Genomic DNA, 16,043 nt, shown 5'->3' on the forward strand with positions numbered 1-16,043 from the left:
AAAAACTCAGACTAAAAAGCCTGAGTTTCTATTATATTTTTAAAGCAAATTAAACCTGAATCACACCTAAATTAAATTTCTTTTCAATCGGTGAATGATTTGCAGCTTCAATTCCCATACTAATCCATTTTCTTGTATCTAAAGGATTGATAACTCCATCTGTCCATAAACGAGCCGCAGCATAATATGGCGTAGTTTGATTATCGTATTTTGCTTGAATTGTCTTTAAAATTTCTTGCTCTTTTTCTGGAGAAATTTCTTCACCACGAGCTTTCATCGAAGCAGTTTCGATTTGTAATAAAACTTTTGCAGCTTGTGCTCCTCCCATTACAGCTAATCTCGCACTTGGCCAAGCGAAAATTAATCTTGGATCATATGCTTTTCCACACATTGCATAATTTCCTGCTCCATAAGAATTTCCTATAACTACACTAAATTTAGGAACAACAGAATTCGAAACAGCATTTACCATTTTTGCGCCATCTTTGATAATTCCTCCGTGCTCACTCTTACTTCCAACCATGAAACCAGTTACATCATGCAAGAATACTAAAGGAATTTTCTTCTGATTACAATTTGCAATAAAACGCGTTGCTTTATCAGCACTATCCGAATAAATTACACCTCCGAATTGCATTTCTTTTTTTGCATTTTTCACTACTTTTCTTTGATTTGCAACAATTCCTACTGCCCAACCATCAATTCTTGCATATCCACAAAGAATTGTCTTTCCATAGTCTTCTTTATATTGCTCAAATTCTGAATTATCAACCAAACGCTCAATAATCTCAATCATGTTATATTGATCTGCTCTTGATTTTGGTAAAATTCCGAAAATTTCATCCTGGTTTTTTGCTGGTTCTTTTGACTCTACACGATTAAATCCTGCTTTGTCATAATCCCCAATTTTATCCATGATATTTTTGATCGTATCTAAAGCATCTTTATCATCTTCAGCTTTATAATCTGTAACTCCAGAAACTTCACAATGCGTTGTTGCACCCCCTAAAGTTTCGTTGTCAATACTTTCTCCAATTGCAGCTTTTACTAAATAACTTCCTGCTAAGAAAATACTTCCAGTTTTGTTTACAATTAAAGCTTCATCACTCATGATTGGTAAATAAGCTCCTCCAGCAACACAACTTCCCATTACAGCAGCAATTTGTGTAATTCCCATAGAACTCATAATCGCATTATTACGGAAAATTCTTCCAAAATGCTCTTTATCTGGGAAAATCTCATCTTGCATCGGTAAATAAACTCCTGCAGAATCTACCAAATAAATAATTGGTAATTTATTTTCCATTGCAATTTCTTGCGCTCTTAAATTTTTCTTTCCAGTAATTGGAAACCAAGCTCCAGCTTTTACAGTTGCATCATTTGCAACAACAATACATTGCTTTCCTCTTACATAACCCATTTTCACAACAACTCCACCAGATGGACATCCTCCATGCTCTTCGTACATTCCATCTCCAACAAAAGCTCCAATTTCGATACTATCCTTATCATCATCTAATAAATATTCGATTCTTTCTCTTGCTGTCAATTTGCCTTTAGCATGTAGTTTTGCAATTCTTTTTTCTCCTCCTCCTAAATAAACTTTTTGTAATTTTCTCTTTAAATCTGATAATTCTAGTTTATTAAAGTCTTCGTTTTTATTAAATTGTATATCCATGTTTTTTGGTTTCATTTTTTGTTGTCGCTAATGTACAAAATCGATTCAAAATATTTCATTTCCATTCCTTGGAATTATTTTCCTTGGAAAATATATTTTATTTCTATACATTTGTCAAGAACTTTAAAACTAATATGATGAAAAAATTAAAAATCGCTTTTTGGATTTCAACGGTTTTACTTTGTATTATTCCGTTGTTTTCAGCAAGTATGTATTTTACTAAATATGAAATGATTGCTGGATTTTTTGAGTTATTAGGATATCCTACATATATTATTTATCCATTAGCAATTTTGAAAATTATTGCCGTTATTGTTTTATTAATTAATAAAGGAATTCGATTAAAAGAATGGGTTTATGCTGGATTATTTTTTAACTTCACACTTGCATTTTTTGCTCATGTAATGATTAATGATGGCGCACAAGGAACTGCATTAATCGGATTATTACTTTTAGCGAGTACATATATTTTAAATAGATTTATAGATAAAAAGAAATTCAACATATGAAAAAAATAGCAGTTTTGGGTGGAAGTAGTAGTAAAGCTTCAATTAATAAAAAATTGGCAGTTTATGCATCTACTTTTTTAAATGGATATGAAATTGATATTTTAGACTTAAATGATTATCCGCTTCCGATTTATAGTTTTGATACGGAAGAAGCAAATGGAATTCCACAAATAGCAAAAGAATTAAGTGATAAATTAAAAACATACGACGGTTTTATTATTTCTTTAGCAGAGCATAATGGAACTTATACAGTTGTTTTTAAAAATACTTTGGATTGGTTAAGCAGAACAGATTATAATATTTGGAATAAAAAACCAATGTTATTAATGAGTACTTCTCCGGGAGAAAGAGGAGCGGCAAATGTGATGCAATTAGGACAAACATTTTTCCCTAGAGTTGGTGCTGAAATTTGTGGATCTTTTATTTTTCCTTCTTTCCATGATCATTTTAATGAAGAAAGAATTATTCATGAAGAACTTTTAAAAGTATTAGAGGAAGAAATTCGTAACTTTGAAAATTCTTTATAAAAATTAATATGGGAGATATTTCTAAAGACATACAATCTAAATTTCCTTCTGAAAAAGTAAAAGCTCTAATTAATATTGCATATACAGCAAATTGGATTAATACAAAATCAAATGAGCATTTAAAGCCTTTTCAAATTACTTCTCAACAATACAATATTTTAAGAATATTAAGAGGAGCAGGAAAACCAATTACTGTTCAAACGATTAAAGATAGAATGGTTGTTCGAGCACCGAACGCAACAAGATTAATGGATAAGCTTTTTACAAAAGAATTAATTACAAGATCTCGGTGTGATAAAGATCGAAGAATTGTTTATGTAGAAATTACGGAGAAAGGTGCAGAAATGGTAGATAAATGTAAAATGGATGAAAATGATTCTCTCTTAATGAATATTACAGACGAAGAAGCAAAAATATTGAATACAATTCTTGATAAATTAAGATAAAAAAAGCTACTCAAATGAGTAGCTTTTATATTTTTTAGAAATTTGGCTTTAAACTATATTTCTTATAGAAATCATTAATTACATCTAAAACTTCTTTTTCTGTATCTACGATTTTAATTAAATCTAAATCTTTTTCACTAATATTTCCGTATTCTTCCAATAATGTAGATTTCACCCAGTCCATCATTCCTGACCAGAAACTAGAATCCACTAAAATAATTGGAAAAGCGCCAATTTTCTTTGTTTGAATTAAAGTAATCGCTTCAAAAACCTCATCTAAAGTTCCGAATCCACCAGGCATTACAACAAATCCTTGCGAATATTTAACAAACATTACTTTACGCACAAAGAAATAATCAAATTCTAAGTTTTTATCTCTATCAATATATGGATTATCGTGTTGTTCAAAAGGAAGTTCAATATTTAATCCTACAGAAACTCCTTCTCCACGATGCGCTCCTTTATTTCCAGCTTCCATAATTCCAGGTCCTCCACCTGTAATTACTCCATATCCATTTTTAGAAAGTTCGTATCCAATTTTCTCAGCTAACTCATAATGTTTAGTTCCTTCTTTTGTTCTAGCAGAACCGAAAATACTAACACAAGGACCGATTTTACTTAATTTTTCGTATCCATCTACAAATTCAGACATAATCTTAAATAAAGACCATGAATCATTTGTTTTTATTTCGTTCCAAGTTTTGTGTTCGAACTTTTCTCTAATTTTTCTATCATCATTTGTCATCTTCTCATGTATTTTTATAGAAAATTATCCTTCTAATTCTTGTTTTAAAAATTTTGCGGTATAACTTTCTTGGTTATTAATTATTTCTTCTGGAGTTCCTGTTCCTAAAACAGTTCCACCATTTTTCCCTCCTTCTTTTCCTATATCAATAATATAATCTGCAAGTTTAATCACATCCAAGTTATGTTCAATTACCAATACAGTATTTCCTTTATTCACCAATTTATTTAGAACTTCCATCAAAACTCTGATGTCCTCAAAATGCAATCCAGTAGTAGGTTCATCTAAAATATAGAAAGTATTTCCAGTTGCTCTTTTTGACAATTCTGAAGCTAATTTTATTCGTTGTGCTTCCCCTCCAGAAAGGGTCGTTGATTGTTGTCCCAACGTTATATAACCCAAACCAACGTCTTTTATTGTCTTTAGCTTTCTAAAAATTTTCGGAATATGCTCAAAAAACGCAACAGCTTGGTCAATTGTCATATCTAAAACATCTGAAATTGATTTTCCTTTATAACGAACTTCCAGTGTTTCATGATTAAATCTTTTCCCTTGGCAAGTTTCACATTCTACTTGAACATCTGGTAAAAAATTCATCTCAATTACTCGAACTCCCCCACCTTGGCAAGTTTCACATCTTCCTCCTTTTACATTAAAAGAAAAACGCCCTGGTTTGTATCCGCGAATTAAAGCTTCTGGTGTTTTTGCAAATAAACTTCTGATTTCTCCAAAAACTCCTGTATATGTTGCAGGATTAGAACGAGGTGTTCTTCCAATTGGAGATTGATCAATTGCAATTACTTTATCAATATTCTCTAAACCTTCAATTTTCTTGTAAGGCATTGGTTTTTTAACACCATTATAAATATGTTCATTTAAAATCGGATAAAGCGTTTCATTGATTAAAGTTGATTTTCCACTTCCTGAAACTCCAGTTACGCAAATTAATTTTCCTAATGGAAATTCTACAGAAACATCTTTTAAATTATTCCCAGTTGCACCAATTAATTTTAAGCTTTTTCCATTTCCTTCTCTTCTTTCTTTGGGGATAGAAATTTCTTTTTTTCCACTTAAATAATCTGAAGTTAAAGTATCATGTTCTAAAAGCTCTTGGAAAGAACCTTCACTTACAATTTCACCTCCGTGTGTTCCAGCTCCTGGCCCGATATCCAAAACATAATCTGCTTGTAAAATCATGTCTTTATCATGTTCTACCACAATTACAGAATTTCCAATATCACGAAGTTTTAAAAGAGAATCAATTAATCGCTGATTATCTCTTTGGTGTAAACCGATACTTGGTTCATCCAAAATATAAAGAACTCCAATTAATTGTGAACCAATTTGCGTTGCCAAACGAATTCGTTGCGCTTCTCCTCCTGATAAAGATTTTGAAGTTCTATTTAAAGTTAAATATCCTAAACCAACATCTAATAAAAATTGAACACGAGTTCTAATTTCTTTTAAAATTTCATTGGCGATTTGTTTTTGTTTTTCGTCTAATTTCTCATCTAAATCTTCTAACCAAAGCTTTAAATCTGAAATATCAAATTTTGCAACTTCAGAAATATTTTTCTCATCAATTTTAAAATAAAGTGATTCTTTTCTTAAACGTTGACCATTACAAGATTTACACGGAACTTCATCCATAAAATCTTTCGCCCAACGAGTAATTGATCTAGATTCTGAATTTTCGTATTGGCTTTTAATAAAATTACTAATCCCTTCAAAATCAATTTCAAAAGTTCTAGTAATTCCCATTGTTTTAGAAACAACTTCAAATTTTTCATGTCCACCATTTAAAATAATATCCATTGCTTCTTTTGGAATTTTATTTATTGGATCCGAAAGTTTGAAATTATATTTTTCACCAATTACAGCCAATTGCTTAAAAATCCATGATTTCTTTTCTTCACCAATTGGAGCAATTCCACCGTTTTTAATCGAAAGAGAATTGTTTGGAATAATTTTCTTTAAACTGATTTCTCTCGTAATTCCTAAACCTTTACAATTTGGACAAGCTCCTTTTGGAGAATTGAATGAAAAAGTATTTGGTTCTGGAGTTGGATAAGAAATTCCTGTTGTTGGACACATTAAATCACGACTAAAAAATCGAGGTTGATTTGTATCCATTTCTAAAACCATCAAGATATTTTCACCAGCATATAAAGCAGCTTTAATTGCTTCAATCAGTCTTTTTTCAATAGTTTCAGTAATTCGGAAACGATCAATTACAATTTCGATATCATGCATTTTATATCGATCCAATCGCATTCCTTTTTCGATTTCACGAATTTCACCATCCACACGAACTTTCAAAAAACCTTGTTTTGCAATTTGTTCAAAAAGTTCACGATAATGTCCTTTTCTTGCACGAACTACTGGAGCTAAAATCATTACTTTTTTATCTTGAAATAATTCCAAAATAAGCTCTTTGATTTGCTCTTCACTATAACTTACCATTTTTTCATTTGTGTTATAAGAATAAGCAATTCCAGCTCTAGCATATAACAAACGTAAAAAATCATAAATTTCCGTAATCGTTCCAACTGTAGAACGTGGACTTTTATTAGTAGTTTTTTGTTCTATAGAAATAACAGGAGATAATCCTTCAATTTTATCCACATCTGGCCTTTCCAATCCTCCAAGAAATTGGCGAGCATATGCAGAAAAAGTTTCTACATATCTTCTTTGACCTTCTGCGTAAATAGTATCGAAAGCAAGTGAAGACTTTCCGCTTCCGCTTAAACCTGTAATAACTGTAAGTTTCTCTCTAGGTATTTGTACATTCACATTCTTTAAATTGTGAACTCTTGCACCTAATACCTCTATGATATCTTGATGTTTTGACATTGGCTTCTATGAAAACTACAAATTTAAAAAAATGAATGTAAATAAGACTGTTTATTTGAAAAGGATTCTAAAGATTAATGTTCTGTTATATTTTTTAAAAAGTTCTAAATAATTTGTAAAATAATTTATTTTTAGCTACTAATTTTTTAAGTAAAATTATTTTATGTTCTTTAATATAAATCTTTCTTATCTTTGCCCACTATGAAGTTTGATTTAAAAGTTAAAGATTCGCAAAGTAAGGCAAGAGCAGGAGTTGTAACTACTGATCATGGAGAAATTGAAACACCAATTTTTATGCCTGTTGGAACTGTAGGTTCTGTTAAAGGAGTACATCAAAGAGAATTAAAAGAAGATATCAATCCAGATATCATTCTTGGAAATACATATCATTTATATTTACGTCCAAAAACGGATATTTTAGAGCAAGCTGGAGGTTTGCATAAATTTATTGGTTGGGATAGAAATATTTTGACAGATAGTGGTGGTTATCAAGTATATTCTCTTTCTGGAACAAGAAAAATTAATGAGCAAGGAGTAAAATTTAAGAGTCATATTGATGGTTCTTATCATTTCTTCTCTCCAGAAAGTGTAATGGAAATTCAACGTTCGATTGGAGCTGATATTATTATGGCTTTTGACGAATGTACACCTTATCCTTGTGATTATGGATATGCAAAAAGATCGATGCACATGACGCATCGTTGGTTAAAAAGATGTATTGATCATTTAGAAAAAGTTCCGCCAAAATATGATTACAACCAAACGCTTTTCCCAATTGTACAAGGAAGTACGTTTAAAGATTTAAGAAAACAATCTGCGGAATTTATCGCTTCTGTTGGAGCAGAAGGAAATGCAATTGGAGGATTATCTGTTGGAGAACCTGCGGAAGAAATGTATGAAATGACAGATATCGTTTGTGACATTCTTCCAGAAGATAAACCAAGATATTTAATGGGAGTTGGAACACCAATTAATATTTTAGAAAATATCGCTTTAGGTGTAGATATGTTTGACTGTGTTATGCCAACTAGAAATGCAAGAAATGGAATGTTATTCACAGCGCATGGATCTATTAATATTAAAAATAAAAAGTGGGAAAATGACTTCTCTCCTATTGATGAAATGGGAATTACGTTTGTAGATACACAATATTCTAAAGCGTATTTACGTCATTTATTCGCAGCAAATGAATTGTTAGCAAAACAAATTGCTTCTATTCATAATTTAGGATTTTATCTTTGGTTAGTAAGAGAAGCTAGAAAACATATCATTGCTGGTGATTTTACAACTTGGAAAAACAGAATGGTTCAACAAATGAATAAACGCCTATAATAAGTGAAAATAATTGACAAATATATATTAAAGAGATATTTAGGTACTTTTATATTTACACTTTTAATATTAATCCCAATTGCAATTGCGATTGATATTTCACAGAAAGTAGATAAATTTTTAAAATGGCCTGATTTAACAACAGCAGAAATAATTAAAGATTATTATTTAAACTTTACAATTTATTATGCTAATACATTTATGCCATTAGCCCTATTTATTTCTGTCATTCTTTTCACTTCAAAACTTGCGTCAAATACCGAAATTATTGCCATAAATAGTGCGAAAATTTCTTTTACTCGTTTGCTTCGCCCATATATGATTGGAGCGACGATTATTACAATTTTCGCATTATCTATGAATCATTTTATCGTACCTAGCAGTCGTAAAACTTTTGAAGAGTTTAACGATAAATATATGCGAAGTACAAAAAAGAGAACTTCTGGTAATTATGTAAGAAATTCTACTTTACAATTATCAGATAATGATTATATTTTTATTAAGAATTTTAACCTTCAAAATAATACTGGAACTGGTTTTACGTTTGAACATTTTGAAGGTCATGAATTAAAGTATAAAATTTTGGCAGACAGAATAAAATGGAAACCAGAAGACAGTACTTTTGTATTAAGTAATTATAGAAAAAGGATATTATTAGCAAAAAAAGATGAAATTGAAAGTAAAAAAGAATTTGATACTACTTTCAATTTTAAACCCACAGATTTATTAGTAATGGATTATATTTCTATGGAAACTACAACTCCACAGTTAATTGACTTCATTGCTAAATCAAGAAAACGAGGAATTAAAAATTTAAATACGCACCTTGTAGAATATTACAAGAGAACTAGTTTACCAATTTCTTCTTATATTTTGACTATTATTGCAGTCGCGCTTTCTTCTCGAAAAAAACGTGGAGGAACAGGAATAAATTTAGCAATTGGAATTTCATTAATGTTTACGTATGTATTTTTTATTAGAATCGCGGAAGTTCTAGGTTCAGTATCTGGTGCCAATTCTTTACTCTATGTTTGGTTCCCAAATATTGTTTTTGGAGCAGTTGCAATATATCTCTATATCAATGCCAAAAAATAATTTAAAACACTTTCTACATCTTCACTTAATCGTATTTATTTGGGGATTTACAGCTTTACTAGGAGATTTAATTAACCTTGAAGCACTACCTTTAGTTTGGTTTCGAATGCTTTTAGCTGTAGGATTTATTTTTATTTATTTTTTAATCAAGAAAAAAGATTATAAAGTCGACAAAAAAGCTTGGTTTAAATTTTTAATTGGAGGAATAATAATCGCTCTTCATTGGATTACATTTTTCCATGCTATAAAAGTTTCCAATATTTCTGTCGTCTTAGTAACATTGAGTACAGGAGCTTTTTTTGCTTCCATACTCGAACCTATATTTTTCAAAAGAAGGATTCAACCACTTGAACTTTTCTTTGGAATGATTGTAATTTCTGGTCTATATGTTATTTTTAACTTAGATACAGAATATACTCTTGGAATAATCTACGCTTTAATTTCTGCATTTTTATCTGCATTATTCTCAGTTATTAATGGTTTATATGTAAAAAAATATGATCCTTCACTAATTTCATTTTATCAATTGTTTTTAGGAGTTGGATTCGTAAGTATTTTCCTAGGTGTAACTGGAGGATTTCATGCAGAATTTTTCTCTCTAGAAGTAATGGATTGGGTTTATTTATTTATTTTAAGTAGTTTTTGTACAGCTTACGCTTTTATCGGTTCGGTAAAAGTGATGCAATATTTAACTCCTTATACTGTAATGCTTACCATTAATTTAGAACCTGTTTACGGAATTATTTTAGCTGTTTTAGTTTTCCCAGAAAAAGAAAAAATGGACGCATCTTTCTATATTGGTGCTGCAATTATTATATTAGTCGTTTTATTAAACGGAATTATTAAGAATCAAAAAGAAAAGGCAATACAAAAAAAGCAAATAAGTATATGATACTTTTTCAAAGTTGCTATATTTGTATTTCCACTCAAATATATAAGTATGGAATATTTAGATTTTGAATTACCTATAAAAGAACTTGAAGATCAATTAAAAAAGTGTGTTGTAATCGGAGAAGAAAGTGATGTAGATGTCTCTGAAACATGCAAAAACATTGAAGATAAACTAGAAAAAACTCGCGGGGAGATTTACAAGAATTTAACTCCATGGCAAAAAGTTCAATTATCACGTCATCCTAATAGACCATATACATTAAACTACATTAATGCATTTGCAGGAGATACTTTCATGGAACTTCACGGTGACAGAAATGTAAGCGATGATAAAGCAATGGTAGGTGGTTTAGGTAAAATCGGTGACCAAAGCTTCATGTTTATAGGACAACAAAAAGGACACAATACAAAAACTCGTCAATATAGAAACTTCGGAATGGCTAATCCTGAAGGATACCGTAAAGCTTTACGTCTAATGAAAATGGCTGAAAAATTCGGTATTCCTGTAGTAACTTTCTTAGATACTCCTGGAGCATTTCCTGGATTAGAAGCTGAAGAAAGAGGACAAGGGGAAGCAATTGCAAGAAACATTTTCGAAATGGCTCGCTTAAAAACACCTATTATTTCAATCGTTATTGGAGAAGGTGCTTCTGGAGGTGCAATCGGAATTGGAGTTGGTGACAGAGTATACATGATGGAAAATACATGGTATACAGTTATTTCACCAGAATCTTGTTCTTCTATTTTATGGAGAAGTTGGGAACACAAAGAAAAAGCTGCGGAAGCATTAAAATTAACTGCTGAAGACATGCTTGAATTGAAAATCATTGATGGAATCATCAAAGAACCAGTTGGTGGAGCTCACTATAACAGAGAAGAAGCATACAATTCTGTAAAAGATCATATCTTAAAAGCTTTTGATGAGTTAAAAGATTTATCTGAAGAAGAATTAGTTGCTCAAAGAATGGAAAAATACTCTAAAATGGGTGTATACGACGAATAATATTAACTATTCATAAAAATATTTAAAATCGTATTAAGAGTTTTACTTTTAATACGATTTTTTTATGCCAAAACTTTACAACTTTCTCTTTTCTACGTTTAAAATAGTACATTTGTACATCACAATTAAAAATACATGAAGAACAGAACTTTTTTTGAATATGTTGTAATTTCTTTAAAAGGAATTGCAATGGGAGCTTCTGATGTCGTTCCTGGTGTATCTGGAGGAACGATTGCTTTTATCTCAGGAATTTATGAAGAATTACTTTCTTCGATTAATAGCATCAATCTTGATTTACTTAAAACATTAAAAAACGAAGGAATAAAAAGTGCTTGGAAAGCTGTAAATGGTAATTTTCTTGTAGCACTTTTATTAGGAATTGGAATTAGTGTTGTTTCTCTAGCAAAAACAATTTCTTGGCTTCTTGAAAATAAACCTATTTTAGTTTGGTCTTTTTTCTTCGGATTAGTTTTAGCCAGTATTTTATTCGTTGGAAAACAAGTAAAAAAATGGAATGTATTAAATATTATTCTTGCACTTTTAAGTGGATTTTTAGCTTATTTCATTACGACTTTAGAACCTGTTGCAAATGATGCTCATTCTTCTATATTTTTATTTTTTGCAGGTGCTTTGGCAATTTGCGCAATGATTTTACCAGGAATTTCTGGTTCTTTTATTTTAGTTCTCTTAGGTGCTTATAAACCAATTTTAGAAGCAATTCATGAAAGAAATCTTAAAATTATTGCAATCGTTGGAGCTGGTGCAATTTTTGGTTTGCTGACATTCTCTAGAGTTTTAAAATGGTGTTTCAATCACCAACGAAATGCAACTTTGGCAATTTTAACTGGTTTTATTATTGGTTCTTTAAATAAAATTTGGCCTTGGAAAAAAGTATTATCTTGGAGAGAGAACTCAAAAGGTGAAAAAGTTCCATTTTTAGAGGAAAGTATTTCTCCTTTTCATTTTGAAGGCGATAATCAATTACTTTTTGCAATCGGTTTGGCTTTTATAGGATTTTTAGTAATTCTTATTTTAGAGAGAATTTCAATTAAAAAAGAAGCAACAGTAGCATAATCATGGCTAGAAAAGAACGAAAATTTTTAGATTATTTTGGATTATTCATAAAAGGTTTATCAATGGGAGCTGCAAACAAAGTTCCTGGTGTTTCTGGAGGAACAGTTTCTTTCGTACTTGGCTTTTATGAAGAACTTATATATTCTTTTAAAAAATTTAATGGAAAAGCTCTTAAACTACTTCTTAGCGGAAGATTTAAGAGCTTTTTTCAATATATAAATGCTCCTTTTTTACTTCTAATTATGGGAGGAAGTACTTTTAGTTATTTTAGTGTTTCTCTTGTTTTGGATTATTTTATCACTCATTTTGAACTTTATGTTTGGAGCTGGTTCTTTGGTTTAATTATCGGTTCTATTATTTATATTGGAAAAGGATTTAAAGAATGGAATGTTGTCAATATTATTTCCATGATAATAGGAATTGGAATTGGAATAGCAATCAGTTTTATGAATCCAGCGAAAGAAAATGACAATCTTTGGTTTGTATTTTTCTGTGGAATTATCGGAGTTTCTGGAATGACTCTTCCTGGTCTTTCTGGTTCATTTATTCTAATTCTCTTAGGAAATTATGTATTACTTTTGGTAGATTCTGTAAATGCTTTATCCAAAGCAATTTCTGCTATTTTTATGGCAAACTGGGAAGTTTTTGACGATCCAAACTTGATAAAATATTTAAAAATTGCTGGAACTTTTACCGCTGGTTCAGCTTTTGGTTTGGTTTCTCTTTCACATATTTTAGGTTATGTCTTAAAACGTTGGCACGGAATTGTAATTTCTGTAATTATCGGTTTTATTACAGGTTCTTTAGGAATTGTTTGGCCATGGAAAGATGAAATTTATCGTACAGAAAATGGAAAACCAATGATTGATGCAAAAGGAAATTTTGTTGTAGAAAATTACGAACGATTTTTACCAAATTTAGGAGAAGGACAAACTTGGTTAGCAATTTTTTACATTTTCATTGGAATTGGAATTGTACTTTTAATTGATTATTTAGGAAATAGAAAAACAGCTTAAAATGAAACTATTAGGATTAATTGGAAGAAATATTTCCTATTCTTTTTCTAGAAGTTATTTTAAAGAAAAATTTGAAAAATTACATCTCGAAAATGATTTTCAATATAGAAATTTTGACATTGAACAAATCAATCTTTTTCCTTCTATAATTAAAGAAAATAAAAAGCTAATTGGTTGTAATGTTACTATTCCATATAAACTTGAAATTATTCCATATTTAGATGTTTTAGATGAAGTTTCAAAAGAAATTGGAGCTGTAAATACCATTAAAATAAAAGATGGAAAATTGTATGGTTTTAATACAGATGCATATGGTTTTGAAAACTCTATAAAACCATTAATTAAGCATCAAAAAAAAGCATTAATTTTAGGAACTGGAGGCGCTTCAAAAGCAGTTGTTTTTGCTTTGAATAAATTAGGAATTTCACACAAATTTGTTTCAAGAACAAAAACAGAAAATAACTTTACTTATAAAGAAATTGACCAAAAAATTATGGAAGATTTCGAAATAATTATAAATTGTACTCCAATTGGGACATTTCCAAATGTAACATCAAAACCAGATTTACCATATGAGTTTCTTTCGGAACATCATATTTTGTATGATTTAGTTTATAATCCAGAAGAAACTGCTTTTTTAAAAGAAGGAAAAAAGAAACATTCTACAATAAAAAACGGATATGAAATGCTTGTTTTACAGGCAGAAAAATCATGGGAAATTTGGAATTTATAAAAGAAAATTGCTTTGTAAATTAAAAAGAAATGATAAATAAATTTTAAAATAAAGGATAACAAATCATTAATTATTAAAAAATAGATAAATTGAAAAAATTTCTTTCGATATAAGATATTTTTGTTAATTTCGAAGCTATTGTTATCTTATAAACAATATTTGAAATAAAGGAACTTAAACATTATATAAAATGTTAGACGAAAAAAATGATAACTTATCAAATGAGGTAGATAATACTTCACAAGAAAAAGACCAGGAAAATACTATGATGAACAGCGAACAAGTACAAGAAAACGTATCTGAGGCAGAAGTGCCAACAAATGCAGCAGTTGAAGAAATAAGTGAAAAATTAGCTGAAGAAGCACAAGATACAGAAGAAAAGCAGGAAATCGAAATGCAAGATTATGATGCAATGTCACTTGAGCAGCTTGTTGATGCATTGGAAAAGCTTGTGAAGAATCATCCTGTCCAAATGATTAGTAAGCATGTAAATGCTATCAAAAATTCGTTTAATTCTAAGTTCGGTGCTTTACTTGAGGAAAAAAAGAAACAATTTCTTGCGGAAGGTGGAAATATTATAGACTTTCACTATTCTAGTCCGTTGAAAATGAATTTCAATGTTGCAATGGGATCTTATAGAGAAAAAAGAGATGCACATTACCAAGCAATAGAAAAAAGATTAAACGACAATTTAAAACTTCGTTTAGAAACTATTGAAGAGTTGAAAAACTTAGTTGAAGAAGCACACGGAGAAAAAAATATGTTTAATGATTTCCAGAAAATTCAAGAAAAATGGAAGTCGATTGGACCTGTTCCAAAAGATAAGTATAACAATACTTGGCAAACATATCATTTCCATGTAGAAAGATTCTATGATTTACTTCACATTAGTAATGATTTAAGAGATTTAGATTTTAAGCATAATTTAGAAGAAAAAAGAAAGTTAATTGAAAAAGCAAAAGGGTTATCTGAATTAGATGATATCAATGAAGCTTTTAAAGGTTTACAAGAATTACATAGAGTTTGGAAAGAAGATATCGGACCTGTTTCTAGAGAACACAGAGAGGAAATCTGGCAAGAATTCAGTAATATCACAAAAGGTATTCATGATAAAAGACATGAATATTATAAAAACTTAAAACAATCTTTTGAAGAAAATATTGATAAAAAATTAGAAGTAATTGGAAAAATTAAAGAATTAGCTTCTGAAAATCCAAGTTCACATTCTGATTGGCAAGAGAATATTCAAAAATTAGAAGCTTTAAGAGAAGATTTCTTTAAAATTGGAAGTGTTCCTAAAGCGAGAAATGAAGAGATTTGGAATTTATTTAAAGAAGCGACAAGAAGCTTCAATCATTCTAAAAATCTTTTCTATAAAAATATCAAATCAGAGCAACAAGAAAATCTTACAAAGAAATTAGCTTTAATTGAAGAAGCAGTTGCATTAAAAGATAGCGAAGATTGGCAATCTACAACTGAAAAATTAAAGAAAATTCAATCTGATTGGAAGAAAATTGGACATGTTCCGAGAAAACATTCTGATAAGATTTGGAAAGATTTTAAAGATGCTTGTAATCATTTCTTCAATAGATTAAGAGAAAATCAAGACGAAGATAATAAGAAGCAATTAGAAGTATTTAATAAGAAAAAAGAATACTTAGAAAAAATTAAAGCAGAAATTGCTGCTTCTGAAAAAATCACTTTAGACAGAGCAAAAGAATTTATTAATGACTGGAGAACTTTCGGAAAAGTTCCTCAAAACTTACGTCATATTGATATTAAATTTAATAAAGTTCTAGATAAAGTTTTCAATGAAATTTCTGAAGATAGAAATGAATTTGAAATGGTGAAATTTAGAAATTTAGTGGATAGTTATTTAGAACAAAATGATACTAGAAAACTAAATAATGAAATCATGTTTGTTAGAAAACGTATTGATGAAATAACTAAAGAAATTCAACAATTAGAGAATAACATCAATTTCATTTCAAATGTTTCAGAAGACAATCCTCTTATCAAAAATGTAAGAAGAAACATTGCTAAACACCAAGATCATTTAAAAATTTGGAAAAGTAAATTGGCATATATTAGAACCTTAGACTACTAATATTTGTTAGTTTTAAAACATAAAAAAAAGAGTT

The 16,043-nt window shown here is 29.7% G+C and carries 14 protein-coding genes; 11 read left to right on the forward strand and 3 right to left on the reverse strand.

Annotated elements, in window-relative coordinates; translation table 11 throughout:
- Positions 1-49: 49 nt before the first annotated feature.
- Complete coding sequence (locus tag I1A51_RS04920; RefSeq protein ID WP_196892378.1) at positions 50-1,678, reverse strand: acyl-CoA carboxylase subunit beta; 1,629 nt, start codon at positions 1,676-1,678, stop codon at positions 50-52.
- 137 nt (positions 1,679-1,815) lie between these two features.
- Here I1A51_RS04920 and I1A51_RS04925 point away from each other — a divergent pair, with 137 nt between their 5' ends.
- Genes I1A51_RS04925 through I1A51_RS04935 form a run of 3 tightly spaced genes read left to right on the forward strand, consistent with a single transcriptional unit; the run spans position 1,816 to position 3,160 of the window.
- On the forward strand, positions 1,816-2,187 hold the full coding sequence (locus tag I1A51_RS04925) for a DoxX family protein (RefSeq protein ID WP_196891661.1): 372 nt from the start codon (positions 1,816-1,818) through the stop codon (positions 2,185-2,187).
- Positions 2,184-2,714, forward strand: a complete 531-nt coding sequence (locus tag I1A51_RS04930) for an NADPH-dependent FMN reductase (protein WP_196891663.1) — start codon at positions 2,184-2,186, stop codon at positions 2,712-2,714. The genes I1A51_RS04925 and I1A51_RS04930 overlap by 4 nt, the downstream gene beginning before the upstream one ends.
- Before the next feature lie 8 nt (positions 2,715-2,722).
- A complete protein-coding gene (locus tag I1A51_RS04935; protein ID WP_196891665.1) occupies positions 2,723-3,160 on the forward strand; it encodes a MarR family winged helix-turn-helix transcriptional regulator in 438 nt (145 codons plus the stop codon).
- Between the two features lie 34 nt (positions 3,161-3,194).
- On the opposite strand, the gene I1A51_RS04940 is transcribed toward I1A51_RS04935, so the two are convergent.
- Both I1A51_RS04940 and uvrA read right to left on the reverse strand, forming a co-directional pair.
- A complete protein-coding gene (locus I1A51_RS04940; protein WP_196891667.1) occupies positions 3,195-3,905 on the reverse strand; it encodes an LOG family protein in 711 nt (236 codons plus the stop codon).
- Between the two features lie 24 nt (positions 3,906-3,929).
- Complete coding sequence (gene uvrA / locus I1A51_RS04945; protein ID WP_196891668.1) at positions 3,930-6,758, reverse strand: excinuclease ABC subunit UvrA; 2,829 nt, start codon at positions 6,756-6,758, stop codon at positions 3,930-3,932.
- Between the two features lie 201 nt (positions 6,759-6,959).
- Here uvrA and tgt point away from each other — a divergent pair, with 201 nt between their 5' ends.
- From tgt to I1A51_RS04985, 8 genes are all read left to right on the forward strand, one after another.
- Positions 6,960-8,090 carry a tRNA guanosine(34) transglycosylase Tgt gene (gene tgt / locus I1A51_RS04950; RefSeq protein ID WP_196891670.1) on the forward strand — a complete coding sequence of 377 codons (1,131 nt, stop codon included), beginning with the start codon at positions 6,960-6,962 and terminating at the stop codon, positions 8,088-8,090.
- Between the two features lie 3 nt (positions 8,091-8,093).
- Positions 8,094-9,185 (forward strand): LptF/LptG family permease, encoded by a 1,092-nt coding sequence (locus I1A51_RS04955; RefSeq protein WP_196891671.1) that lies wholly within the window; start codon positions 8,094-8,096, stop codon positions 9,183-9,185.
- Positions 9,172-10,077 carry a DMT family transporter gene (locus I1A51_RS04960; protein WP_196891673.1) on the forward strand — a complete coding sequence of 302 codons (906 nt, stop codon included), beginning with the start codon at positions 9,172-9,174 and terminating at the stop codon, positions 10,075-10,077. Before I1A51_RS04955 ends, I1A51_RS04960 begins: the two co-directional genes overlap by 14 nt.
- A gap of 48 nt (positions 10,078-10,125) precedes the next feature.
- The gene (locus tag I1A51_RS04965) at positions 10,126-11,079 is read left to right on the forward strand and encodes an acetyl-CoA carboxylase carboxyltransferase subunit alpha (RefSeq protein ID WP_196891675.1); all 954 of its coding nucleotides are present in this window, start codon (positions 10,126-10,128) and stop codon (positions 11,077-11,079) included.
- Positions 11,080-11,214: 135 nt separating this feature from the next.
- The gene (locus I1A51_RS04970; protein ID WP_196891677.1) at positions 11,215-12,153 is read left to right on the forward strand and encodes a DUF368 domain-containing protein; all 939 of its coding nucleotides are present in this window, start codon (positions 11,215-11,217) and stop codon (positions 12,151-12,153) included.
- A gap of 2 nt (positions 12,154-12,155) precedes the next feature.
- Positions 12,156-13,169, forward strand: coding sequence for a DUF368 domain-containing protein (locus I1A51_RS04975; protein WP_196891678.1), 1,014 nt, complete (start codon positions 12,156-12,158; stop codon positions 13,167-13,169).
- Between the two features lies 1 nt (position 13,170).
- Positions 13,171-13,902: a shikimate dehydrogenase family protein gene (locus I1A51_RS04980; RefSeq protein WP_196891680.1), complete on the forward strand. Its 732-nt coding sequence runs from the start codon at positions 13,171-13,173 to the stop codon at positions 13,900-13,902.
- Positions 13,903-14,092: 190 nt separating this feature from the next.
- Positions 14,093-16,009 carry a DUF349 domain-containing protein gene (locus tag I1A51_RS04985; RefSeq protein ID WP_196891681.1) on the forward strand — a complete coding sequence of 639 codons (1,917 nt, stop codon included), beginning with the start codon at positions 14,093-14,095 and terminating at the stop codon, positions 16,007-16,009.
- Positions 16,010-16,043 lie beyond the last annotated feature (34 nt).

Source organism: Aureivirga marina (genome assembly GCF_015767265.1).
In the GTDB taxonomy this organism is placed as follows: Bacteria; Bacteroidota; Bacteroidia; order Flavobacteriales; family Flavobacteriaceae; genus Aureivirga; species Aureivirga marina.

Bases quoted from the DNA above. Each gene is read 5' to 3' on its own strand.
- uvrA (WP_196891668.1), bottom strand. From the start codon at position 6,758: ATGTCAAAACATCAAGATATCATAGAGGTATTAGGTGCAAGAGTTCAC.
- I1A51_RS04940 (WP_196891667.1), bottom strand. From the start codon at position 3,905: ATGACAAATGATGATAGAAAAATTAGAGAAAAGTTCGAACACAAAACT.
- I1A51_RS04965 (WP_196891675.1), top strand. From the start codon at position 10,126: ATGGAATATTTAGATTTTGAATTACCTATAAAAGAACTTGAAGATCAA.
- I1A51_RS04960 (WP_196891673.1), top strand. From the start codon at position 9,172: ATGCCAAAAAATAATTTAAAACACTTTCTACATCTTCACTTAATCGTA.
- I1A51_RS04975 (WP_196891678.1), top strand. From the start codon at position 12,156: ATGGCTAGAAAAGAACGAAAATTTTTAGATTATTTTGGATTATTCATA.
- I1A51_RS04925 (WP_196891661.1), top strand. From the start codon at position 1,816: ATGAAAAAATTAAAAATCGCTTTTTGGATTTCAACGGTTTTACTTTGT.
- I1A51_RS04920 (WP_196892378.1), bottom strand. From the start codon at position 1,678: ATGGATATACAATTTAATAAAAACGAAGACTTTAATAAACTAGAATTA.
- I1A51_RS04985 (WP_196891681.1), top strand. From the start codon at position 14,093: ATGTTAGACGAAAAAAATGATAACTTATCAAATGAGGTAGATAATACT.
- I1A51_RS04970 (WP_196891677.1), top strand. From the start codon at position 11,215: ATGAAGAACAGAACTTTTTTTGAATATGTTGTAATTTCTTTAAAAGGA.
- tgt (WP_196891670.1), top strand. From the start codon at position 6,960: ATGAAGTTTGATTTAAAAGTTAAAGATTCGCAAAGTAAGGCAAGAGCA.
- I1A51_RS04935 (WP_196891665.1), top strand. From the start codon at position 2,723: ATGGGAGATATTTCTAAAGACATACAATCTAAATTTCCTTCTGAAAAA.
- I1A51_RS04980 (WP_196891680.1), top strand. From the start codon at position 13,171: ATGAAACTATTAGGATTAATTGGAAGAAATATTTCCTATTCTTTTTCT.
- I1A51_RS04930 (WP_196891663.1), top strand. From the start codon at position 2,184: ATGAAAAAAATAGCAGTTTTGGGTGGAAGTAGTAGTAAAGCTTCAATT.